Origin of the sequence: Fibrella rubiginis, from assembly GCF_017353185.1 — a bacterium.
GTDB classification, from domain to species: Bacteria; Bacteroidota; Bacteroidia; order Cytophagales; family Spirosomataceae; genus Fibrella; species Fibrella rubiginis.
On sequence record NZ_JAFMYV010000001.1, the window covers coordinates 676,816 to 699,776 of the forward strand.

Consider the following 22,961-nt stretch of genomic DNA (forward strand, 5'->3'; position numbering starts at 1 on the left):
ATGGGCTATCCGACCATGACACTCAGCGACACACCCCCCCTGATCATTCCGGCCAACCTGGCGGTACTGCTGCTGTTTATGCCGCCCGACCGGCAGCAGCGCGCCACCCTGACCTCCCTCGCCGATTCGTTGCAACGCCATCTGAACGGCTCGCTGCGCATTCTGAAAATCGACGAGGCTACTCACCCGGAGGTAACCCGGAGTTTCGACATCATCCACACCCCGGCGTTTGTGCTGGTGCGACGGGGGGTGGAACTCTGGCGGCAGGAGGGTATCCCCGACGAGGCCACGCTAACAGCCCTGTCGCAGCGGTTGCTGGGCGGTTGATTGCGGGCCAGACCAGGCCACAGACACCCCGCGGACAGTATTAATTAAAGCGTTTTGTGCGGTAGGGTGTTCTCTCTATAAACCCAACGTGGTATGTCGAACGACGAGAAGAAAAACAAGAACGGAAAAAAGGTAGCCACTAAGGCCCCCAAGGTGCATGGTGTGCATAAAATTCCCAAATATGAACAGACCGGCACCGCCATTGCGCCCCCGGATCTGTCGCCCAAACCCAAAAAAGGCGGGAAGTAGACCGGAACGCCAATGAGTTAACCAACACCGGCCAGCTATCGAAACATGTCGATAGCTGGCCGGTGTTGGTTGTAGTATAGGCAGGCCAACGCCAGTAGTAGTAGTAGATTGTTACTGCCCTTTCGCCGTCAGCAAAACGCCGTTGCCATGACAAACCGGAATTGCCCCGGAATGACTGGCAGAGGTGTTGCCGGAAAGCCCAACGCCACGCACAATCAGCCAGAGGGCCACAAGCACGGTGGTCACGGGCAAACTCCGGCCCAAATACTGCCTCGTGAGGGGTGTAAGGCGGCTTATGAGCACATTCAGGCCGATCATGGCAGGCAACGTACCCAGCCCGAAGACAAGCATATAAGCCGCCCCGGCCACCGGCGAAGGCGTAGCCAGCGCCCCCGCGAGGGCCACGTAAACAGAACCACAGGGCAGCAGTCCGTTTAAGAAGCCCAGCCCGGCCATGTGTGGCAGAGTGGGTTGCCGGAGCAGTCTCGCCAGTGACGCCGTCAGCTTGCCGGTGATGGCTGATGCGTGAAAACCACCGGGCAAGGTCTTTGCCCAGATCACCCAGAGCAGTAGCCATACCCCCGCGCCGATGGCTACGGGTCGCTGCAAGTCGGCCAGCAGCAGGCCCTGCCCCAGTGTACCCACCACCGCGCCTAACAGGCTGTAGGCCAGCAGTCTGCCCGCGTGATACAGCCCCCGAACCAGCCCACGTTGCGCGGTTGGAAAACGACCCACGGGCAGGGCCATCGCCAGCGGCCCACACATGCCAATGCAGTGCAGGCTTCCGGCCAGACCGGTCAACAGGGCGGTGACGTACCAGACGTTCATGGAAGGGTCAGTTCACGGTCGGTATAGAAGTCGCGCTGTCCATTGCTCCAGGTGAGTTGCGCCCGCCAGAGTCCGCCGGGTTTCTCCTGCATGGCAATGGTGCTGACCGTTGGCGTGGTGGCGGTCAGCGCCAGTCGCACATCATGCCGGCGGTCGGCGGGGCGGTAGAGCAGGAAGGTGCCGTGCCGGAGCGAATCGGGCAGGTTGAGCCGGATTTCGTGGCGGGTGGGTACGTACTGAATAATCGTCGTCACGTCGATATGCCGGGCATTGACCACGCGGTTGATCTGCCGTTGATAGGCGATTTCGTCCTGATAGTAATCATCGCGGACAAGGTCGATCCGTTCGCGGTGCATCAGGTACACCAGGGTGCCGATGAAGCCCGCAAACAGGATGAAAATCAGGATAATAGCTTTGCCCCAGGACATAGTATAATGAGTGAATGAGTGACGGTCCGGCGGTCCGGTGAGTGAATAGTTGGCTTCGGCGTAGTTGCTTTCGCCTGGCTACGCGTTGTAGTGTGGCTTCGCTAGCTAGGCCCTTCGACAGGCTCAGGGTGACCACGACCTTGAATCAACTAGAGATGATTGCTTATTAGCCTGTCACCCTGAGCCTGTCGAAGGGCCTAGCTAGCGAAGCCACACTACAACGCGTAGCCACATCAGACCCACCTGCATCATCAGCGCTTTCATTGGTTGAAAAATCGGGTCTGTATCTGCTCAACGACCTTGCCGTTTTCTACTAAATCAATGGGAATGCTCAGGCTGCTGCCGGCCAGTTTGTTGGGCGGAATAGCGATGAAAAACGTGGCCGTGGCTGAGGTTCCACCGGCTAGCTGGGTCAGCGGTTGCACGTAGCGGATGGTGGCCCCAGCCACGGTTGGGCGCAAGGAAACGGTGATGGGATGGCTAGTTTTGTTCAACACGTCGAGGGTATACAGGTTCATGATTTGTCCGTCGGCGGCGCGTTGAAATAGCTGGCCCGGTGCCCGTAAGAGTGTGATGCTGAGGTCGGCGCGGGTGGTGAGCAGGACTACCCAGACCCCTACCAACAGGGCCAAAACGGCCGTGTAGGCCCACATGCGGGTGGTCATGCGCCACGGTTTTCCCGTCTCGATGCCCTCCAGTGAATCATAGCGGATCAGGCCGCGGGGGCGTTCAATTTTGTCCATCACCGTGTCGCAGGCGTCCATGCACTGCGTGCAGTTGATGCACTCCATCTGCAGCCCATTCCGAATATCAATGCCCGTGGGGCACACCTGCACGCAGATCTGGCAGTCGATGCAGTCACCGTGGGCGGGCTGTTCAGGAAACGCTGAGGAAGCCGGAAAACCTTCATGTTTCATTTTCTTCCCCCTCGGTTCGCCGCGGCGGTCATCGTAGGCCACGATGATGGATTGCTTGTCGAGCAGCGCACTTTGCAGGCGACCGTAGGGACAGATAACGAGGCAGACAATTTCGCGGAGGTGGGCAAACACACCGTAGAAAACGCCCGTAAACACAACCATCGCCCCCAGCCCGACGAGGTGGTGGGCGGGGTTGTCGGTGACGATGGCCAGCAGCGCGTCGGTGCCGATAATATAGGCCAGAAAGGTGTTGGCAATAACAAACGAAATGAGTACGAACAGGCTGTTTTTGAGCGTTTTACGCCAGATCTTGTTGGCCGTCCATGGGGCCGCGTCGAGGCGTCTTTTTGCCTTATGGTCCCCCTCAATCCAGTCTTCGATGGGCCGGAATACCATCTCCATAAAGAGCGTTTGCGGACAGGCCCACCCGCACCACACCCGCCCGTAGACCACCGTGAAGCCGGCGATGAAGACAATAAACACCAGCAGGCCGATGGCAACAAGGTAGAAGTCCTGCGGCCAGAACGGTACGCCGAAAAATACGAATCGCCGTTCGAGCACGTTGAACAGAAACAGCGGCTCACCCGCAATGCGTACCCACGGTCCGGCAAACAGGCCCGCCAGCAGTACCATGGCCAGCCCCACCCGCCCCCGAAAATACCGTCCCGTAGCCAGACGTGGGTAGAGCCATTTCCGGCTGCCGCTGTCGGTCTGGTTCGGTGGCACTTCGCGGAAGGTGGCGGTGGTTGTCATAGGGTTGTTTGTTTACTGCATCGCCATTTTTTCTCCTTGCGGGGCTTTGCCGTTGGGTGGGTTGGTACCTTTTATTGACAGAATAAAACTGGCTACCTGCTGCACCTGAAGCGGGTTGAGTTGCTTCTTCCACGACACCATCCCTTTTTCGGGGACGCCCTCGTTGATGGTGTGATAGACCGCCTTGATTGTGCCACCGTGGAGCCAGAAATCGTCGGTCAGGTTGGGGCCAACGATGCCTTCACCTTTGGTGCCGTGGCAGGCCGTGCAGTAGGTCGTAAACAGGGCCTGGCCTGCGGCAATGCCTTTGCTGTCAGCTAGTTGTGTTACAGTGTTTTCGTTGATCTTACCCGCCACCAGCTTGATATATGCCTCGCGCTGCTGGTTGGCGATGGCTACTTCCTGGGTGTACTCCTGCGCCATAACATCGCCGGTGCCGAAGACATGGTAGATGCCCAGGTACACCAGCCCGAAGGCGATAGTGCCGTAGAACAGGGCCATGAACCACGGTGGCGGCGGGTTGTCAAGCTCCACGATGTTGTCGTAGGTGTGCTCCATCGCCAGCGTATGCTCCTGTTCCAGCGAATGCAGCCCGATAAACCGTTTCCAGAACGATTCTTTCGGCACCACCGGCTGCGCAACCACCTGTGGCTCAAGTAGTTTTTGCAGGGTAAGCAGCAAATAAAGGCTGATGGCCAGGGTCAGCAGCACCGCCGCTGCAATCAGGATGGTGATAAACAGCCAGAGCAGGTCGGTGCCCGACGTGGGGTTCCAGAAGGTAGATGGGTTGGTCATGGCGTGTGACCCCACCCCCAGCCCCTCCCCTCAACTGGAGGGGAGGGGAGCCGCTTTAGAGCAGCTTCGCTAGTGTTTCGGGAAGCGTAGCTTACGCCGAAGTAGTCCCCCTCCCCTTGGTTTAAGGGGAGGGGCTGGGGGTGGGGTGGTTTTAGTCCTCTAATGGCAACTGACTCAAGTGGCTGAGGTGCTTTTTGTCGGCGAAAATCAGGTATAAACCTACCAGCGCGAAGAACACGAGGAAGATCAGGAATGAGGTCACCATGTAGGTGTCGGCACCCGGAATTTTGGCGATGAATTGCTTGAACATGACTTTTTTAGTGGTGAGTGATGAACGGTAAGTGATGAGTGGGATGGCCGGTATTCCGGTGCGGCATGATTATGCTGGCGTCAGCCAACTCATCACTTCCCGTTCATCGTTTATCACTTATTTTTTAATGTCCGTCCCCAACCGTTGGAGGTAGGCGATGAGGGCTACGATTTCACGGTCGGGTTGCACGTTGATGCCGTTGGCGGCGAGGTCGGTGCTGATCGTTTTGGCCTGCGTCTGCAGATCGGCGGGGGCATTGGCGATAGCCTGATCGGTGTAGGGAACGCCCACCGAGCGCAGTGCCCGGAGCTTTTTGGTGGTCAGATGCACGTCGAGCTTTTGGGTCAGCAGCCACGGGTAAGGCGGCATGATCGAGCCGGGCGACATCGACACGGGTTCGTGCATGTGGTGGAAATGCCAGGCGTTGGGGTACTTGCCACCCACGCGGTGCAGGTCGGGGCCGATGCGTTTGCTGCCCCACAAAAACGGGTGGTCATACACAAATTCGCCTGCCTTCGAGTACTCGCCGTAGCGTTCGGTTTCCGACCGGAACGGCCGCACCATCTGACTGTGGCAGTTTACGCAGCCCTCGCGGATGTAGAGGTCGCGGCCTTCCACCTCCAGCGCTGTATAGGGCATCACCGACGCGATGGTGGGCACGTTGGAGTTGACCATAAACGTTGGGATCAGCTCCACCATCGTGCCAATCAGGATCACCACCAGCGACCCCACCAGCAGCGGCATCGGCTTTCGCTCGATCCAGCGGTGCCAGTAGGTGTCCTGCCCCGTGGGTACGTAAATGGCTTCCAGGGCGGGTGCTTCGGCGGGTTCGTTCGCCACGAGCGTACCGGTGGCCATGGTTTTGAACAGGTTATAACCCATCATGATCGCCCCCGTCAGGTAGAGTACCCCGCCAAATGCCCGCATCATGTGCAACGGCAACAGTTGCAGCGTCGTCTCCAGAAAATTGGGGTATTTCAGCAGGCCATCGGGTGTGAACTGTTTCCACATCATACCCTGCAAAAAGCCCGATACATACATCGGAATGGCGTAGAACAGAATGCCCAGCGTGCCAATCCAGAAGTGGGCGTTGAGCAGCTTTTTCGAGTACAGCGGCGTCTTGTACAACCGAGGAATGAGCCAGTACAGGATGGCGAAGGTCAGAAAGCCGTTCCAGCCCAGCGCCCCAACGTGCACGTGGGCCACCACCCAGTCGGTGAAGTGAGCAATGGCGTTGACGTTTTTCAGGGCCAGCATGGGTCCCTCAAACGTAGCCATGCCGTAGGCCGTCAGGCCCACCACCATAAATTTCAGAATGGCGTCTTCGCGCACCTTGTCCCAGGCCCCGCGCAGGGTAAGCAGCCCGTTGATCATGCCGCCCCACGACGGGGCAATGAGCATAACAGAGAAGACCACACCCAGCGACTGCGCCCAGTCGGGTACGCTGTTGTAGAGCAGATGGTGCGGCCCCGCCCAGATGTAGATGAAAATGAGCGCCCAGAAATGCAGGATCGACAGCTTGTAGGAATAGATGGGCCGACCGGCCATTTTGGGCAAAAAGTAATACATCATGCCCAGGTAGGGCGTGGTCAGGAAGAAAGCCACGGCGTTGTGGCCGTACCACCATTGCACCAGCGCGTCCTGCACCCCGGCGTAGACGTAATAACTTTTGAACAGGCTCACCGGCATCTCGAACGAGTTGACGATGTGCAGCACGGCCACCGTGACGAACGTGGCGATGTAGAACCAGATGGCCACGTACAGATGCCGCTCGCGCCGTTTGATGATCGTGCCGAACATGTTCACCCCGAAAACAACCCAGATCACCGTGATGGCAATGTCGATGGGCCACTCCAGTTCGGCGTATTCGTGGGAGGTAGTGAGGCCCAGCGGCAGAGTGGCTACCGCCGCCACAATAATGGCCTGCCAGCCCCAGAAATGGACTTTGCTGAGCAGGTCGGAGAACATCCGCGCCTTGCAGAGCCGTTGCAGCGAGTAGTAGACGCCCATGAAAATGGCGTTGCCCACAAAGGCGAAAATGACCGCGTTGGTGTGCAGCGGCCGAATGCGCCCGAAGGTGGTATACTGGTTGCCGAGGTTGGCCGCCGGGGCGAATAACTGGGAGGCAATCAGCACGCCAATGACCATGCCGATGATGCCCCAGATGATGGTGGCTACGCCGAAATCGCGCACGATGCGGTTGTCATAAGCAAAGCGTTCGAGCGTGGGGGGAGCACCCGTTGGCGAGCCGGACAGCGGTTGGCCGAGTTTGGCCCGATCCGGGGAGATGATATTGATGGGTCGTTCAGGCGAGACGTTCATAGGGCGGTAGCGTTGGTGTTTGAGGAAGCAGGCGAGGGGTTAGCCGGGGCATCATCGTCGAGCAGCATCCGGATGGCGGGGGTGTAGAGATCGTCCTGCTGCCCGGTCTTCATAGACCAGATAAAGGCTCCCAGAAATCCCAGCGCGATGGTGAAGCTGATGCCGATCATGAAAAAGAGGATACCCATTGGCGGTGTGTGATTGACCGGGACAAAGGTGCCGCCGCCCCACCCACCCCCACATGAGGCCTGTTAGCTCACTGGTTGATTAAAATCAGGTGCTGGCGCGCCGACACGGTTAATCAACTCAGAGCCACGTATTAGCCAACGGCAACCGGAACGGGGGGGGCACCGCGTAGCTTCGGTATGGCGCAGGAACAAACGCGCCGACAAACCCATGCAACGCAGAATGTTTATGCTCAACACACTAGCCGCGGTTCCACTAATGGCCAGCAACCCGGATGTCAGCCCCGCCGATCGGGAAAAGAAGGGGTTTAAAGTAGCCGCTGGCGAAGGGCGCTACCATGGTCCAATCCACCTCCAGGGCGTTAATGCCAATGTGTTGGCCGTAAAAGTGTCGGGTAAAGACACGAACGGCGATCTGGCCATTTTCGAGCAAACCAGCCTCTCGCCCGGCCGGGGTACGCCCATGCACGTTCACCCATATCAGGACGAAGTCTTTACCGTCATCGACGGGGAGTACGCCTTTCAGATTGGCGACGACAAGTATCGGCTCAAGAGTGGCGAGACGATTTTTCTGCCCCGGCAGGTGCCGCATTCGTGGATACAGCTCAGCGAACGGGGCAAAATGATGGTGACTATGCAACCCGCCGGGAAGCTGGAAGATTTTTTTGTGGCCGTCGCCGCCCTGAAAACGCCCCCGACACCCGCTGAACTGGCCGCCATTTTCGCCCAAAACGATATGAAAGTCGTGGGCCCACCCATGACCGTTGACTGACCATGCCGGGCATTCGCTGACGAAACTCACCCGATGGCCTGACCCGTATCAGGTGCGGGGCAGGCCGTGGGGCGGACGTTTGTGGCCTGGTTTCCTCCTGTAAACGATGACCATGAACAACACACTCTTGCCCACCTTTGCTCTGGATCAGGCCCAGAGCCGCGTGCTCAGTTGCCGGGCGCAACACCAGTCCTGGGCCAGCCGACTCTCGCAGAGCGAAGCCGAAATTGACCAGCTGCTCTCCCTGCTAACCGACCTGCCGGTTGATACCTACCGCAGCCTGAGCGAGTTCAGTCAGACCTACGCCTCGGCCCTTAGCCGGTTGAAAACCAATATCCATCAGCTCCAGACAGACGTTGTCTGCGATGGTCGGGGCTGTGCATCAACCCCACCACCCGCCACCTGTACCGATGTTCATTTCACGTCGCCGGTTAGTAGCAACGCGCTTATTTCCAGTGCGTTACTCAGCTATGACCAGATCAAAAGCCGCTGCAACACCTACCTCGCCGAACTGGTCGGACTGAATTTAATTTAACACACAATAGGGTCATTATCAAAGACTTTACGGTTTGCCTGTTTAAAAACTACACATCATTCACCTCCGCCACAACCGCGACGAAACGTATAGGTAGCTTTGTGGTGTATTGCTGATAGGCGCGTATTGCTGACGCGAGTGGCTGACGCACGGCCCTTCGACAGGCTCAGGGTGACAACAAACTTGAATCAGTTCACTGAACTGCATTAGATGGGCTGTCACCCTGAGCCTGTCGAAGGGCCGCGCGTCAGCAATACGCGCCTATCAGCAATACACATGGGAACTAACCCAGTGTAACACCAACATACTAAGCCAATTAAGCATGCCCACCCCGACCCGCGACATTGACACCGACGCCGACATTGCCCTATTCGTGGCCCATTTCTACGAGCGTATCCGGCAGGACCCCGACCTCGGCCCCATCTTCGACGGCGTAGCGCAGGTAAACTGGCCCGAACACCTGCCCAAGATTGAGCGGTTCTGGTCGAGTATGCTGTTGGGTACGGGTACGTATGCAGGTAACCCCATGCCCGTCCATTTCGAGCTGGCCCGAAAAACGCCCATCCGCCCCGCCCACTTTACGCAATGGCTAGCCCTTTTCCGACAAACCCTGACCGAGCATTTCACGGGCGAACGCACCCAGGAAGCCCTACTCCGCGCCCAGGGCATCGCCACCGTCATGCAGGGCCGGTTAAGGGGAATGGAATTATTGAATGGGTGAAGAATTTTCTCGAATTACTATGAAATATTGTACAGTTAATTTTATATTAACTTGGGGGGATGTTTGGATATATCATGTAAATTAAAATCATTTAGTTTCTCATTTGTAAGGCCCATGTGAGGCATTGCGAATTGTCTGGTATAACCATCACCACTATTTGTAAATCCTCCATGTACAGGAGATGTAAAATACTTATTGATTAAATCTTCTGATATTAATTCTTTGGAAAATTCTATATGATTTCCGTTATTGTTTTTAAGGAAATTACTTTTATAGTAGATATTGTGTTTTTCACTTTTTAAGAAAAACAAAGGAAAATCCCTTACAGTTTCGTGTAAATGAAAAAACATCGTATCTTCTACGTCTCTCAACTGGTGCAAATAAGTGTTGTCTGGAAAGTATAAACTCACATGAACTTTTAAAGCTTCTAATAACGCATCGCTGATTTTGTATATCATGTACTGTATACGCCTAATTTCACTTGCTATGGAAGTTGGAGGACTGTCGGGTTCGACTCCACCGTGATCATTTGCTACTTCTAACCAATACCCAAACCCTATCTCATCTTGGCTATTTACTTTTAAAAATCTTATCTCACTACTTGTATGTTTCAATTTATTGTATAAATTTTTCAAAAATATTAATTCAACGTCGTTTTTGAAATTGTCTTTGAAATCACTGACGATCATATAATGCTTTTTTTCAAGCCACCTATCGACAAAACCAGTAGGTCTGTCAGGATGTTTCTCCGCGAAACATAACATTATTTCAAAGCATGAATCGTAGAATTTAAACAAGTCGTATAAAACCATTCTAAAATATGGATATATATCATCTGTTTCCTCATTATAATTTGTTACTTTATGTGATAAAATTATGACATCCGTGATTAATCTTGTCGTGACCAAATTATAAATTTCACCTGGATGTCTAAGTTTATAGTAATTATAGTTCACTTCGTTTTCTGGGATGAAAGCGAAATAGTCCATAATAGCAGGCCCTAGTCCAAACATATCCGTTGTTTTGAAAATATTGACCATTATTTATCTTGCGCTTTGGTTATTAAACAGTGCATGTCATAAATTTAGCGAATTACTTTGTACAGCCAATTGCTATACCTTTCAGTACAACAACCCAAACAGCCACAGCGGTACCTTCTGCTCGAAGCCTATTTCGATGTCGTCGGCGGCGATGTAGGCGTTGGGGAGGGTGGCGATCTGCTGCCCGGTTTTGCCCGCGCCACCTACTTCGATGGTGATGCGGCGGTCGAGCAGGAAGTCGCCCTGATCGGTGTATTCAACCTGATGAACGGGGTGGGTTTGGCTCAGAAAAAAGCTTTCGCGTAGGGTGCCGGTGTTGGGTACTAACCCCGTCTGCAGGCTACCAAGGGCATATTGCAGGTTTGGGTGGGCCAGGTAGACCTTATCTGGTTTCTGCATCCGGGTCATGCCTACACGGTCGCGGTGAAGCAGCGTCAGGATGCCCAGCTCTTCCAGGTAATGCAAAAAATCGATTACCGTGTTGCGGGTCACGTGCAGGCTTTCGCTTAGTTTTGAGACGTTAGGTTTGAGCGGCACGCTCTCCGCCAGCACCACCAGAAACGTCTTGAGCTTATCGACAGTGGTGTAGCTGATGTCGTAGGCAGCGGGCAAATCCATCTCCAGGCTCAGCCGGATCGTTTCGGTCAGCTTCTGACCATAGACATCCGCGTTTTCCAGAAAATAGGGATAATAGCCGTATTGAAAATAGGTCGACAGATGGGCTAGTGGCTTGAACGTGGCAGTCAGATCAGCGGCGATTTCGGAGTGGCGTAGCAGCAAATCATCCAGCGACAGCACGGGTAGCTGGGCCAGATTCTGAATCTGCAAAAACTCGCGGAACGACAGGCCATGCAGTGTGTACATCACCGCCCGGCGGCTCAAATCGCCTTTGCTGCGCTCCAGGTGAATTACCGACGAACCAGTGAAGATGATGCGTAGGTCAGGGAAATCATCGTACAGATTTTTGATCTCCTGCGTCCAGTTGGCGTAGCGGTGTACTTCGTCGAGAGCCAGTACCTGACCACCACTGCGTACAAAAGTGGCCCCCAGATCATAGAGCCGATTGGCACTGAAATAGAGGTCATCGAGGCTTACATAGAGCGTGGTACCGCTTGGTTTCGCCAGTTGCTTCAGATATTGCAACACCAGCGTTGTCTTGCCAACGCCCCGCGCTCCTTTGATCCCAATGAGTTGATTTCGCTCCCAATCAATGACATTGATGGTATCGCGAACGAAGGTCAGCGATGTACGTTGCCGCTTGGCAGCATATTTGGCAACTAGATTTTCCACAGAAATTGCTTTTTACAGAAAGCAATTTAGGCTAAAAGTTGCTTTCTGTAAAAAGCAATTTTTCTTTTCGGGTCTGCCACATACTTGCTATTGCTATAATCTGGTTGACGTCCCGTCAGAGGCACAACAGTGTAGCGTTGGAGTAACGTGTGCGGCTGTTGGCGTCTGCGACTATTGTGTCCCTACGGGACATGAGGACAGTGGCATAGACGGTTCTCCTACCGACGCCTGCGGCTCTTATGTCCCTACGGGCCGAGGGAACGGCCACTAGTTAACTGCTTACTTCCGCCACGACCGCATACCTATGGCTGCAATGGCGAGCATCGTGGCGGAACTGATGGGCATCAGGATGGCGGCGACGAGGGGGGAGAGGTGGCCGGTGAGGGCGTAGCTGAGCCCGATGAGGTTGTAGCCTACCGATACGCCGAAACTGAACCGGACGAGGTTCATGCCGAAGCGGCTATAGCGCAGAGATTCAGGTAGTTGGGTCAATGAACCGGCGTCCAGAATGGCGTCGCTGGCGGGGGTAAACTGGATTGTGTCGTCAGTGATGGCCATGCCCACGTCGGCTTGTTTCAGGGCACCGGCGTCGTTGAGCCCATCGCCGATCATGAGCACACGATGACCCTGCGCCTGTAGTGCCTTTACCCGGTCGAGCTTGGCCTGCGGGGGACAGTTGAACGTCATATGCGCTGGGGCAAACCACTTAGCCAGCAGGGGGTTACTCGTCAGGGTGGTGTTATCGCCAGAGAGCAGATGGAGCTGATAGGTGCCAGCCAGTTGGGTCATCATCGCGTTCAGGCCGGGCCGGTAGGCTACGGGAATCTGGAAACAGCCGCGGTACAGGTGCTCGATGCTGACGTGCGCGGTGGTTTCGCTGACGTCGGGGACAAACTCAGCCGTCACAAACGACGACCTGCCCACTTTCACGATCCAGCCATCGACCACGGCCTGTACACCATGCCCCAGCACTTCCGTGAAGCCCTCGATAGCCAGCACGGGCGCATCGGTCAGATGGCTTGTCAGCTGCCGGCTCAGCGGGTGCACCGACTGCCGTACCACCGCTGCCACCAGGGCTCGTTCGTAGCTTGTTAATGGCGCAGAAAATGCTTCTACAACGCTCAAAGCCTTATTTCCTGCACAGGCGGTTTCACGCATTCGCTCACCGGAACCCGTCAGCGTGCCCGTTTTGTCGAACACGATGGTGTCGCAGGCGGCGAGCTGTTCGATGACGTCGGCGTTTTTGAGGTAGCATTTCTGCTGCCCGAGCCGCCGCAGACCGTTGCCCATCGCGAAGGGGTACGACAGCGACAGCGCACACGGACAGGCAATGATGAGCACGGCCGTAAACGCGTTGACTGCCCGCGCCGGGTCATGCGCAAACAGCAGCCAATACGCCCCCACCACCAGGGCGAGGGTTAGCACGATGACGGTGAAGTACGTACCCACCCCGTCGGCGAAGGAGCGAAACCGGCTTTGTTTTTTCGTAAAGGCTTCATTGTTCCAGAGTTGGGTGAGGTAGCTCTGCGCCGTTTCGCGCACCACCTCCAGGTCGATGGCCTCGCCCAACTGCCGCCCCCCGGCGTAGATCAGGTCGCCCGGCTGTTTTGGCTCCGGCACCGACTCGCCCGTCACGAAGCTGTAATCCAGTTGGCCGTTGCCCCGGTAGAGCAGCGCGTCGGCGGGGACCAGTTCGCCGTGCCGCACCCGTATGCGGTCGCCCTTCCGCAGGTTCGCCACGGGAATAGGCTCTTCGGTTTCGCCCGACAACCGTGTTACGGCCAACGGGAAATAGGCGGTGAAATCACGCTCGAAAGAAAGAAAATCGACGGTGCGCTGCTGAAACCATTTGCCGCATAACAGAAAGAATATCAGCCCGGTCAGCGAATCGAAATAACCCGCGCCGTGCTGAAAAAGTACTTCGTAGCAGCCCCGGAAAAAGGCCACCAGAATACCCAGCAAAATTGGCGCGTCGATGTTGATGAGCCTGCCACGAACGTGACGGCGCAGGCTTTGCCAGACGGATGTGAAATAGCCTGACGCCGAATAAAACACTACCGGCAGAGCCAGCAGCAGGTTAAAAAAACCAAACCACTGTTTGAACAGGGGGTCGTCGAGGCCGAGGTAGTCGGGAAAGCTAAACAGCATGATGTTGCCCGCGCAGAACCCCGCCACCGCCAGCCGGTAGAGTAGGGGGCGGTAGGTGGGTTTCTGTCCCTGCTGCACCACGTCGGTCAGGCTGATGAGCGGTTCGTACCCCAGCGACGTGAGCAGGTCCACCACCTGCCGGAGCGTTAACTGCGTTTTTTGGTAGGTAACATGAACCTGTTTTTTCAGAAAATCGACCCGCGTTTGGGTAATGCCCGGCTCAATTTTGTAGAGGTGCTCAAGCAGGTACAGACATGACGAGCAATGGATGGTAGGGACAAAAAACGTGGTGGTAGCCGTGGTCTCATTGCTGAACGTGAGCAGCTTTTCCACGATGTCGGGGTGATCCAGAAAGGCCGTCCGGGCCGTTTGCGGGCCGTTTTTGGTCGAAACGCCCGGCTGCTGATTAAGGTCGTAATACTGGCACAACTGGTGGTCGCTCAGCACCTGATAGACCGTACGGCAACCGGCGCAGCAAAAGGCTTTGTCGCCCAGCTGAACGGGCTGGTCGGGGCAGGTATCGCCGCAGTGGTAGCAGCGTAGGGCGGGTTGAGCAGTGGTCGTCATAGGGGCAAGTTCCACCCTGGTCCGTTCCGGTTGCATGACGCAAATCAGGCCGGGTGTTGACCTCCATCAACCCGAACAGCCGCCTCGGCATACGGGTTTGCGGTACACACGACACCAGATAAACGCACTAGACTATAGCCAGCAGTGGAATATCGGTGAGGCGGGCTGTGCGTTCGGTGTTGCCTTCAGTGAAGAGCCGCCAGAACCAGTTGTGGTGCTGGGGCAGCATCATGATCAGGTCAGCTTTGTTGGTGTGCGCAAAGGTCAACAGCGTGTCGTAGACTTCGTCGCCCGTTACAATCGTCAGGGTGTGCGGCACCGAGCCTATCAGCCGCCGGATATGCTCGGCCCGTTCGCGAATGAGGGGGTCGTCTGGTTTGTCATTGACACACAGCACATTAATGACACAGCCGAAGAGCCGGGCGAAGTGAAGCGTTGAGTCGAGCGTGATGGCGTCGGGAGGGGTGTTGAGGTCAATGCCCAGTACAACATTGCCAATGGTTCCATAGGCTGCGTGGGGCGGTACAAGCAGCAGCGGCACCGTTGTTTCGGCAATCATTTCGGTAGCCACGCTGCCCATCAGCTGCGCGCTTTGCGGGGCTGAACCCACTGTCGACATAACCAGCAAATCGGCTTTTTCGGCTTCGGCCACCGCCCGAATCGACGGGATGGCGTAGCCCTCGCGGGTGATGCACCGGATGGGTACGTCGGTGCCAAACTGCGCCTGTAGTGTCCGTGCCAATTCGGTCAGGTGCTTCTGGCTGTCGGCATACATGGCCTTGGCACTCAGCGGAAAATCACCGCCAATTTCGGCGGGATTAGACGGCCAGAAATGAAAGGCGTTGATCAAAACCAAACTGGCCTGCTGGGCATGGGCCAGTTGCATGGCGAAGTGGGTGGCCCGGTTGGCATTGGGCGTAAGGTCGGTGGCAACAGCAATGGTTTTCATAAAGCAGTCAGGTTCGTTTTTGTCGTGGTTTAGCTGATGACAAAGCAACCACGGCAAAACGAGCCCTTACCTGATGCACATCAGGTAAGGGCCTGATCTTTGTCGACCTCACCCACTACTCAGAAGGGATAGCCAATACCGATATTGAGGACCACGGGGTTGGGTCCGGTGGTGAGCCGATTAAAGGAAAACTGCCTCAGTATAAATCGCTCGTCGACTTCCTGCCCTTCAAGGGTGCGGTAGCGACGGGCCGGATCATACACTTTAATGGCCGCGTCGAGGCGAAGCACCACGATGGAAAAGTCGATACGCAGCCCCACGCCGGTGCCCACGGCAAACTGTTCGAGAAAGTTGCCCGACCGAAACACGGCGTTCGCTGGCCCGCCGGTGGCGTTGGCGGGGGTGGTTGACGTGAGTTGGTTAACCGGGTTGCGCAGCAGCCAAACGTTGCCCACGTCAATAAACGCCGCGCCGTTTATTTCGGCGAAGAGCTTAAACAACCGCCCCCGCAGTTCTGCCGACCCTTCCAGCAGTACATCGCCGGGGCGCTCAAAGCTGTAGTCGAATCGTTCGCCGTAGGGGCCCCGGAATACGGGCAGATAACCCGCCGCATCGGTGGTAGACTGGGGGTAGGAGGCCCCCAAGCCAAGCCGACGGGGCAGCCAGGCGCGTACGCTGTTGGGGCCACCGGCAAAAAAACGTTTTTCGTAGGGGGCCGTTTCGTTGGGGCCGTAACCAAACAGCAGCCCGGCGTTGGCCCGAAACGCCAGCGTGGTGCGGGGGGCCAGGGGCAGGTAGTGCCGATAGTCGATGTTGGTACGCAGGTACTTGTAAAACTCAAGCCCGGTGGCCTGCGTCAACGACAGGATATCCGTTGTTTTCAGCAGGTTCAGCGTGGTGCCCCCCGACTCGGTGGTGACGCGGAAGAAATTAGCCCGCTTGTTCTGGCCAATTACGTTGGTGTTGTAGGTGTAGCCGAAGCTGACGCTGGAGAAAAAAGCGTTCCGAAAACTCTTGTCGATGGTGCTGCCCTGGAGTACGGCATTATCGACAAACTTCTGAAAATCAGCCGATATGATGTTCGACTGCAAATAGTTGACGTCCAAAATGCTGGCCGTGAACTGCCGGGTCTGTGACTTTTGCCAGAGGTAAGTCATGGTGCCGCGCAGGTTCCGCCGCGAATAGTCGGGGCGCACGCTGGCGTTGTAGCCGAGCGAAAACTGGGTGCGTGGGTTGAGCGTGTTGAACCGAAACCGCACCTTTCCCGGAAACAGAATCTGCGGAAAGAGCAACGACGTGGTGACGCCGAACTCCTGAGCCGAATAGAAAACGGGCGAACTTTGCTGGGTCGAAAACCCGGTCTGGGCTTCGATGCCCAGGCGGAGGGCCACCTCAAACGTTTCGAGGCCACCAAACAGGTTGCGCGCCCGCAGCGAAAGGTTACCGAAAGGCCCCGGCAAATTACCCTGCGCCTGATACAGCAGCGTGAAGCCCCCCTCCACGCTGTAATCGTACTTGTCGAGCGGGGTGGCCGAAATCAGCGTGCGTAGTTTTCGCCCGGTGGTGTCGATGAAATTAACGGACGCAAACTTGAACTGGTTGAGCAGAAATAGCTGCCGCTGGGTGTCGGCATAGTCGATTTGGCGGTAAAGCGCACCGGGCCGTAACGAGATCTTGGTGTTTAGCAGCCGGGGCGAATACATGCCCGGTTCCATAAAATAGCGGATGCCGTTGTTCACCACCGTGTCGAGGGGAATGGCCGGGTCGCGAAAAATCTTCACGTCGACGTCGCCGATGGTGTAGACCGGATGCGTTTTGCCCGGTGGGTTCAGCACCTGCACATACAGGTCAACGGGTTGCGAGAGGGTGTCGGTATCGGTAGGTAAAAACGTGGTGTCGCGGGCGGCGCGGAACTGAACATACTGGCGCGAAAAGCCGTAGTAGCCCTGATTGCGAAGCAGCGTTTCAATCCGTACCTGCTCGGCGTTGATGTTGGCCTCGTCGTAGCGGGCACCTGCCTTCAGCGGTGACGCTGCCAGCGTTTGGGTCACCAGCGAGTCGATGTGCCTGTCGGCAATTTCGTAAGTAATGGTGGATAGGATGAAGGGAATGCCTTCTTTGACCACGTAGTTGACGCGCACCCGCCGGTCGACCAGGGTATCGACGCGAAAGGACGATTTCGCCAGAAAAAAGCCTTTGTTGTTCAGATACCGCTTCATCTTGGCCGTGTTGGCGCGGGCGTTCTGCTCGTCGAAATACACGGGTGGCTCGCCAAAGGTGCGCATGCCCCAGTTGCCTTTTTCGATGTAGCGTTGCAGGCGCTTGGCCTCGCGGTCGAAGCGGCGGTTCAGCTTTTTCAGCGCCTGCTGATCATTGGCCAGGGCCTGGCTTTCCTGTTCAAACCGGGCTGTGCGTACTTCCAGCTCACGCCGGGCCGAGTCGGGCCGGTAGTTACCCGAAAAGGCCTGATAGAGCCAAAGCCCCACGGTCAGGGGTGTTTGCAGAACGCGTTTGTTGGGCCGTTGCGGAATCAGGGCAGTGAGGTCGTCGGTGGAAACGACCCGGTTTCCTTTTACGGTCTGGGCATAGAGCAGGTACTGATTGTCGGGAATTCGCCTGGCCGACAGGCAGCCCGAGAGCCACCAGGGTAGCCCCGTTACCAGCAGCAGCCGAAGCCAATAGTAGATGCCGCTGGGCTGGCTGCGGGGTTGAGCTGAAAAATGCCTGATAAACTGAATTCCCTTTTGTATAAACTCCATACGCTACGCCGCAAAGACAGCCTGCCCTAACAGATAATGGCAGCACTGCTGGCGTAAAGTTATTCCACTACGCCCAGTTTCCCGTCGATAAAACGCGCTTTAGGCCTGGTTGTGTATCTGTCCCGTCGTTGCCGCCTTAACCAACGTCGGGCCCTGCTTCATCGTCGAAGCACTCCACCGAGTCGGTAGAAGTAGGGCAGGCCAGCATGGGTTCGCCCCAGACAACGCCCCGGCTGTAGGTGCAGATAAAATAGTTGGCCGGGCCTTTGAAAATAGCCAGTACCGTTTCGCCGTTGGCCGATATGGCACCCACGGCTTCGTGCACCGCCATGCCCATGTCCCGATAATTGATTTCGTAGATACGCTCACTGCTGATGGCATAGCCAAGGCTGGTGACGCGATCAGCAATACGGCGGTGGATTCGTTCAGCCTGTAAAGCGCTGGTAGCGAAGGGGAGAAAGTAATTCATGGGCTGCGCGTTGAGTAGGCATCATGGCCCCATCAATAGTGAAGTGGGCGCATTGTCACCCTGTCTGGATAAGATACTATATCGGAACGGTAGGGGATTAAAATTGTTTTAAAAGTGACCTATTTAACTATTCATATGTGAATTTTATCACCTGATGTTGCTTGGTGCCCAGTTGGCGTGCCGCTGAAAAAGAGGGAACTTGCGGGGCCAATCAGTTCCAGTATGCCGTTCGATGCTCTCTAAAGCCATTGCCCAGTTGGTGCGGTCACTGCACCAGAAAAAATACCGCCAACAGGAAAACCTATTTTTGGTAGAAGGGGCCAAAAGCGTACAGGAAGTGCTATCGTCGGCTTTTCGGGTCGAACTGCTGCTGGCTACCGATGCGTTCATTACCGATAATACGGCCCTGATCAGCCCGCAACGGTGCCGGGTGGAAATCGCTACCCCCGACGAGCTGACCCGCTTGGGTACGCTGGAGAGCAACAACGCCGCCATTGCCGTGGTGCAGATGCGCCCTAACACACCCCCCACGCTGCCCCCCAACCAGTGGACGCTGGTGCTCGACGACGTCCGCGACCCTGGTAATTTGGGCACCATTCTGCGCATTGCCGACTGGTACGGCATCGACACTATTTTGTGCTCGGCCACCACCGCCGACGTGTACAACCCAAAGGTGATATCGGCCAGTAAGGGCTCGTTCACGCGGATACAGTGGTGGTACGGTGATCTCGAGGCCATACTGAAAACGGCCCGCCAACCCATTTTTGGGGCTTTCCTAGATGGCGAAGACGTTCACCAACTAACTTTTGGAACGGCTGGCGGCCTGATCGTGCTGGGCAATGAAGCCAATGGCATTGGCCCCTCAGTGGAAAAATTGATCACTCACCGGGTAACCATTCCGCGCTACGGATTGGCCGAGTCGCTCAACGTGAGTATTGCCACGGCGGTGTTACTGGATAACCTGCGACGGGGTCAATAAGTGGTGTTATGTACCATTTAATCAGTTGAAAATACCAAATAATTGATATTGTAATCGCGAATAGCGTTTCAAACTACATTCGGATTGTGTAAATAAAACCGAATGATGAAACAACTACTTAGTTTATTAACCTTACTACTTTATATTACTGACGGGAATTGCTTAACGCAGTCATTTACAAATTCTAACTTACCCCTGCTGGTTGTTCAGGTCAATGGTGCGGCTATCAACGACACACCCAAAACGCCGGGACGACTGTGGGTAGTGAACAGCCCCAACGGTGGGCGCAATGCCCTTGCCGACACGGTAACCGCCGAACTGAAGACCCGCCTGGGCATCGACGTGCGGGGCAACACCTCACAGAATAACCCTAAAAAGTCGTACGGTATAGAGCTTTGGAAAGCCAACGGCACCTCCCTCAGCAGTGTGTTGCTGGGCATGCCCGCCGAAAGCGATTGGGTGCTGTATGCCTCGTATCAGGACAAATCGCTGATGCGTGACCCGCTTACCTACTGGATGGCCCGCCAAATGGGTCGGTACTCGTCGCGGGCGCGGTTTGTGGAATTGTTTATTGATAATCAGTACCTGGGCGTATATGTGCTGGAAGAAAAGATCAAGCGCGGAGCCAGCCGGGTGCCCATCACCAGCATCGCTACAACCGATGTGAGCGGTGATAAACTCACGGGTGGTTACCTGATGAAAATTGATGCACCCGATGGCGGTCAGCGCTTTGGTTCTGCCTACACCAACACCTGCCGTCAGGCCGGAACCGTGACGGAGTTTGAAGTAGAGTACCCCAAGAGCACCAACCTGCAACCGGCCCAGTTTGCTTATATCCAGCAGTATATCCGTGATTTTGAAAACGCGCTGCAATCTCCGCAGTTCAAAGACCCCACCAGCGGCTATGCCCGCTACGCCGACGTCGATTCGTTTGTCGATTACTTTCTGCTCACCGAACTGACCAAAAACGCCGATGCCTACGCCGTCAGCGTTTACTTCTCGAAAGACCGCGACAGCAAAGGCGGGAAGCTCACCATGGGGCCGTTCTGGGACTACAACTACGCCTGGGGCAACGGGTTCTACTGCGGGCAGCCGGGGGCCACGGGCTGGGCCTGGAGCGAAAGCATTGTCTGCAACGTGCCGGGCAGCGTATCGTTCTGGTGGGAACGCCTGCTCCGTGACCCGGCGTTTACGGCTAAACTGAGTCGCCGCTACAAAGCCCTGCGGCAAACCGCGTTCAGCAACAATGCCCTGATGGCTTACGTCGACTCGTCGGCGGCGGTGGTGAACGAAGCGCAGGTGCGCAACTTCCAGCGGTGGCCGGTACTAACGCAGGATGGCCTGCCCTTTACGCCCCACGGGGGCACGTATGCGGGTGAGGTAGCGTACCTGAAAAGCTGGATGCAGACCCGTTTAAACTACATAGACGGCCATATTGACCAAATCGGTCTGGTTGGCAATGCCGGGTTGACAACCACTGTTTGCCAGCCCGAAACGCAGTATACCCTGCTGGCCCAGGCTGGTGAGCGAACTACGCAACAATGGCTCTATAACAACAACAACGTCCCGAACGCCCAGCAGCCGACCCTGACGGTGGGGCAGTCGGGTACGTATACAGCGCAGTTGATTTATTCAGGGAATTTGGGCTGTTCGCTGCTGATGGAGCCAACAACCATAACGTTCAGCAATGCCACAGCGCCAGCCGTAACCCTGGCCTATGGCCTTACGGCCAACATGCAGAACGTGCCCTCGCTAAACATGCAGGCATCGGGTAGCGCAGCCAGCTATGCCTGGACCGGGCCGGGGCAGTTTACGGCGGTGGGCACTGCCATCAGCCGGGCCGCATCGCCCCTCACCGACGGCTATTATCGGGTGGTTAGCCGCAGCGCCGAAGGATGTGCCCGCACCGATTCGCTCCTGGTCGATTACCGGTCTGAAATGGCCGATCTGAGTCTGGAAGGGCAGGTAAACATCCGAACGCCCGAAGTAGGCCAACCAGTGCTGGTGAGCGTGACGGTACACAATGACGGCCCTGCCGACGCGCTGAACGTGGTGGTGCAGAACCGACTTCCTTCACGCGTGTCCATGCTGACCGGTGCCACGCAGGTGGGGCCGGGGCTGGTGCAGTTGCCGCCCCTAACGGTGCCCGCAGGTATGAGCGAAACGGTCAGCTATTGGGTTCGCCCCGACACGGCGGCTACGGTGCTGAATGCCCTGGAAGTTGTGTCTGCCTCGCGGATTGACCCCGACTCGCGCCTCGGTTCGGGTAGTGGCGACGGCGAAGATGATGTTGCGTTTGTTGATTTTCGCACAATCGACGCCGAGGGGCCCCTTCGTCGGTCGCCCAATCCGAATGGGTATCCGCTACCGGCCCTACTGTCAAACCAGCCCCCTGCGAACCCGGCCAAAGCAGACCTCAGCCTTCAATTAATTACCAGCAAACTGGTGCTGGCCGTCGGCGACACCGTGACGGTTCAGGCGGTGGTCACCAACGCCGGAGGGCTAACGGCCACGGGTGTTTCGGTGCGGGTTGACTTGCCCGGCGGCTTTGCTTACGTACCGGGTTCGGGCGGCACCAATGCTGGGCAGGCTGTAACGCAGGCCCTGCCAGCGGTGGCAGCTAATCGCTCGGAACGGCTGACATTCAAAGCTATCCGAACTAACGTAGCCGGTCGACAACTGATTCGTGCAGAGGTGATTAGCGCGAATCAGGCTGACCCCGACAGCCAGCCCAACAGCGGGTTTATTGATGGACAGGATGACACCGCACAGGTACTGCTTCGGTAATCACATAAACGAGCTCATCGACGACTCGTTGGCGAGTTCCTGCGCGTGCTCTTTGCCCAGGTATTTGTCGATGATGTTGTGCGCGAGGTAGAGCAGTGGAGTGAGCAAAATGGCCGTAGTGGCTTTGTAGAGGTAGTTGATGATCCCCACCGCAACCACCTGCCCAATAGACCAGTTGCCAAAAACATAAAACGCGATACCCAGCACCACAAACGAGTCGATAAGTTGCGAGACGAGCGTGGACCCGGTAGCGCGAAGCCATATTTTCTGGCTGCCGGTGATACCCCGCAGGTACTGAAACACCGACGCGTCGAGGATCTGCCCGATCAAGAACGCCGTCAGCGACCCGATGATAATGCCCAGCCCCTGCCGGAAAATCATCTGGAAAGCATTGTTGATGTTGATGGCATTGCCCGCGCTGTCTTTGCTGTTCACGTCGAGCCAGAACTGGGCGGGGGGCAGCGTGGTCACGGCGTAGATGATAAGGAAACTGTAGGCCACAAAACCCGCCGTCAGAAACGAGATGCGCCGTACGCCCGCCTTGCCGAAGTACTCGTTGATGATGTCAGACGTGATAAACACGAACGGCCAGATCACCGCCCCGGCAGTAAGATTGAAATCCAACACGAAATCGCCGAACAGATGAATCTGCGCCGGTTTCAACCCCAGCGTAGCTTCGCCCGAAAAGATTTTGACACCAATGATTTCGGCAATGATGGCATTGACCAGAAACACCGCGCTCAGGAAAATGTAGAGGTTGGTACGTTTATTCGTGAATGAGTAGGAGGGCATGACAGGAAAATTGGTTGAGGCGGCAATAAAAAAGGTTTT

At 56.2% G+C, this 22,961-nt stretch carries 21 protein-coding genes; 7 read left to right on the forward strand and 14 right to left on the reverse strand.

What is annotated here, in order from left to right; genetic code table 11:
• Both J2I47_RS02590 and J2I47_RS02595 read left to right on the forward strand, forming a co-directional pair.
• Positions 1–327: a thioredoxin family protein gene (locus J2I47_RS02590; protein ID WP_229374212.1), complete on the forward strand. Its 327-nt coding sequence runs from the start codon at positions 1–3 to the stop codon at positions 325–327.
• A gap of 93 nt (positions 328–420) precedes the next feature.
• Positions 421–576, forward strand: a complete 156-nt coding sequence (locus J2I47_RS02595; RefSeq protein ID WP_207362981.1) for a hypothetical protein — start codon at positions 421–423, stop codon at positions 574–576.
• Positions 577–687: 111 nt separating this feature from the next.
• Here the strand turns inward: J2I47_RS02595 and J2I47_RS02600 are convergent, their stop codons facing one another.
• The 7 genes from J2I47_RS02600 to ccoS form a co-directional block, all read right to left on the reverse strand.
• On the reverse strand, positions 688–1,404 hold the full coding sequence (locus tag J2I47_RS02600; RefSeq protein WP_207362982.1) for a sulfite exporter TauE/SafE family protein: 717 nt from the start codon (positions 1,402–1,404) through the stop codon (positions 688–690).
• Positions 1,401–1,832, reverse strand: coding sequence for a FixH family protein (locus J2I47_RS02605; RefSeq protein ID WP_207362983.1), 432 nt, complete (start codon positions 1,830–1,832; stop codon positions 1,401–1,403). The genes J2I47_RS02600 and J2I47_RS02605 overlap by 4 nt, the downstream gene beginning before the upstream one ends.
• Positions 1,833–2,092: 260 nt before the next feature.
• Positions 2,093–3,502 carry a cytochrome c oxidase accessory protein CcoG gene (ccoG, locus tag J2I47_RS02610; RefSeq protein WP_207362984.1) on the reverse strand — a complete coding sequence of 470 codons (1,410 nt, stop codon included), beginning with the start codon at positions 3,500–3,502 and terminating at the stop codon, positions 2,093–2,095.
• Positions 3,503–3,514: 12 nt separating this feature from the next.
• Complete coding sequence (locus J2I47_RS02615) at positions 3,515–4,297, reverse strand: cbb3-type cytochrome c oxidase N-terminal domain-containing protein (protein WP_207362985.1); 783 nt, start codon at positions 4,295–4,297, stop codon at positions 3,515–3,517.
• 151 nt (positions 4,298–4,448) lie between these two features.
• Entirely contained in the window at positions 4,449–4,607 is a 159-nt protein-coding gene (locus tag J2I47_RS02620) for a hypothetical protein (RefSeq protein ID WP_207362986.1), read from the reverse strand.
• A gap of 117 nt (positions 4,608–4,724) precedes the next feature.
• Positions 4,725–6,929, reverse strand: a complete 2,205-nt coding sequence (gene ccoN / locus J2I47_RS02625; protein ID WP_207362987.1) for a cytochrome-c oxidase, cbb3-type subunit I — start codon at positions 6,927–6,929, stop codon at positions 4,725–4,727.
• Positions 6,926–7,117, reverse strand: a complete 192-nt coding sequence (gene ccoS, locus J2I47_RS02630; protein WP_207362988.1) for a cbb3-type cytochrome oxidase assembly protein CcoS — start codon at positions 7,115–7,117, stop codon at positions 6,926–6,928. Before ccoS ends, ccoN begins: the two co-directional genes overlap by 4 nt.
• A gap of 208 nt (positions 7,118–7,325) precedes the next feature.
• Between ccoS and J2I47_RS02635 the strand changes: the two genes are divergently transcribed.
• The 3 genes from J2I47_RS02635 (at position 7,326) to J2I47_RS02645 (ending at position 9,142) form a co-directional block, all read left to right on the forward strand.
• Complete coding sequence (locus J2I47_RS02635; RefSeq protein WP_207362989.1) at positions 7,326–7,886, forward strand: cupin domain-containing protein; 561 nt, start codon at positions 7,326–7,328, stop codon at positions 7,884–7,886.
• 112 nt (positions 7,887–7,998) lie between these two features.
• Positions 7,999–8,421: a hypothetical protein gene (locus J2I47_RS02640; RefSeq protein WP_207362990.1), complete on the forward strand. Its 423-nt coding sequence runs from the start codon at positions 7,999–8,001 to the stop codon at positions 8,419–8,421.
• A gap of 322 nt (positions 8,422–8,743) precedes the next feature.
• Entirely contained in the window at positions 8,744–9,142 is a 399-nt protein-coding gene (locus J2I47_RS02645; RefSeq protein WP_207362991.1) for a group III truncated hemoglobin, read from the forward strand.
• A 41-nt stretch (positions 9,143–9,183) separates the two neighbouring features.
• On the opposite strand, the gene J2I47_RS02650 is transcribed toward J2I47_RS02645, so the two are convergent.
• The 6 genes from J2I47_RS02650 to J2I47_RS02675 form a co-directional block, all read right to left on the reverse strand.
• A complete protein-coding gene (locus J2I47_RS02650; protein WP_207362992.1) occupies positions 9,184–10,182 on the reverse strand; it encodes a hypothetical protein in 999 nt (332 codons plus the stop codon).
• Between the two features lie 81 nt (positions 10,183–10,263).
• The gene (locus tag J2I47_RS02655) at positions 10,264–11,472 is read right to left on the reverse strand and encodes an ATP-binding protein (RefSeq protein ID WP_207362993.1); all 1,209 of its coding nucleotides are present in this window, start codon (positions 11,470–11,472) and stop codon (positions 10,264–10,266) included.
• Between the two features lie 279 nt (positions 11,473–11,751).
• Positions 11,752–14,187 (reverse strand): heavy metal translocating P-type ATPase, encoded by a 2,436-nt coding sequence (locus J2I47_RS02660; protein WP_207362994.1) that lies wholly within the window; start codon positions 14,185–14,187, stop codon positions 11,752–11,754.
• Positions 14,188–14,314: 127 nt separating this feature from the next.
• Positions 14,315–15,136, reverse strand: a complete 822-nt coding sequence (locus tag J2I47_RS02665) for a universal stress protein (RefSeq protein WP_207362995.1) — start codon at positions 15,134–15,136, stop codon at positions 14,315–14,317.
• A gap of 119 nt (positions 15,137–15,255) precedes the next feature.
• Positions 15,256–17,895 carry a translocation and assembly module lipoprotein TamL gene (tamL, locus tag J2I47_RS02670; protein WP_207362996.1) on the reverse strand — a complete coding sequence of 880 codons (2,640 nt, stop codon included), beginning with the start codon at positions 17,893–17,895 and terminating at the stop codon, positions 15,256–15,258.
• Positions 17,896–18,031: 136 nt separating this feature from the next.
• Entirely contained in the window at positions 18,032–18,364 is a 333-nt protein-coding gene (locus J2I47_RS02675; protein ID WP_207362997.1) for a hypothetical protein, read from the reverse strand.
• Positions 18,365–18,596: 232 nt separating this feature from the next.
• On the opposite strand from J2I47_RS02675, the gene J2I47_RS02680 reads away from it, so the two are divergent.
• Positions 18,597–19,343 (forward strand): TrmH family RNA methyltransferase, encoded by a 747-nt coding sequence (locus J2I47_RS02680; protein ID WP_207362998.1) that lies wholly within the window; start codon positions 18,597–18,599, stop codon positions 19,341–19,343.
• Between the two features lie 102 nt (positions 19,344–19,445).
• Positions 19,446–22,130 (forward strand): CotH kinase family protein, encoded by a 2,685-nt coding sequence (locus J2I47_RS02685; protein WP_207362999.1) that lies wholly within the window; start codon positions 19,446–19,448, stop codon positions 22,128–22,130.
• Here the strand turns inward: J2I47_RS02685 and J2I47_RS02690 are convergent, their stop codons facing one another.
• On the reverse strand, positions 22,131–22,922 hold the full coding sequence (locus J2I47_RS02690; RefSeq protein ID WP_207363000.1) for a queuosine precursor transporter: 792 nt from the start codon (positions 22,920–22,922) through the stop codon (positions 22,131–22,133). It lies immediately after the preceding gene.
• Positions 22,923–22,961 lie beyond the last annotated feature (39 nt).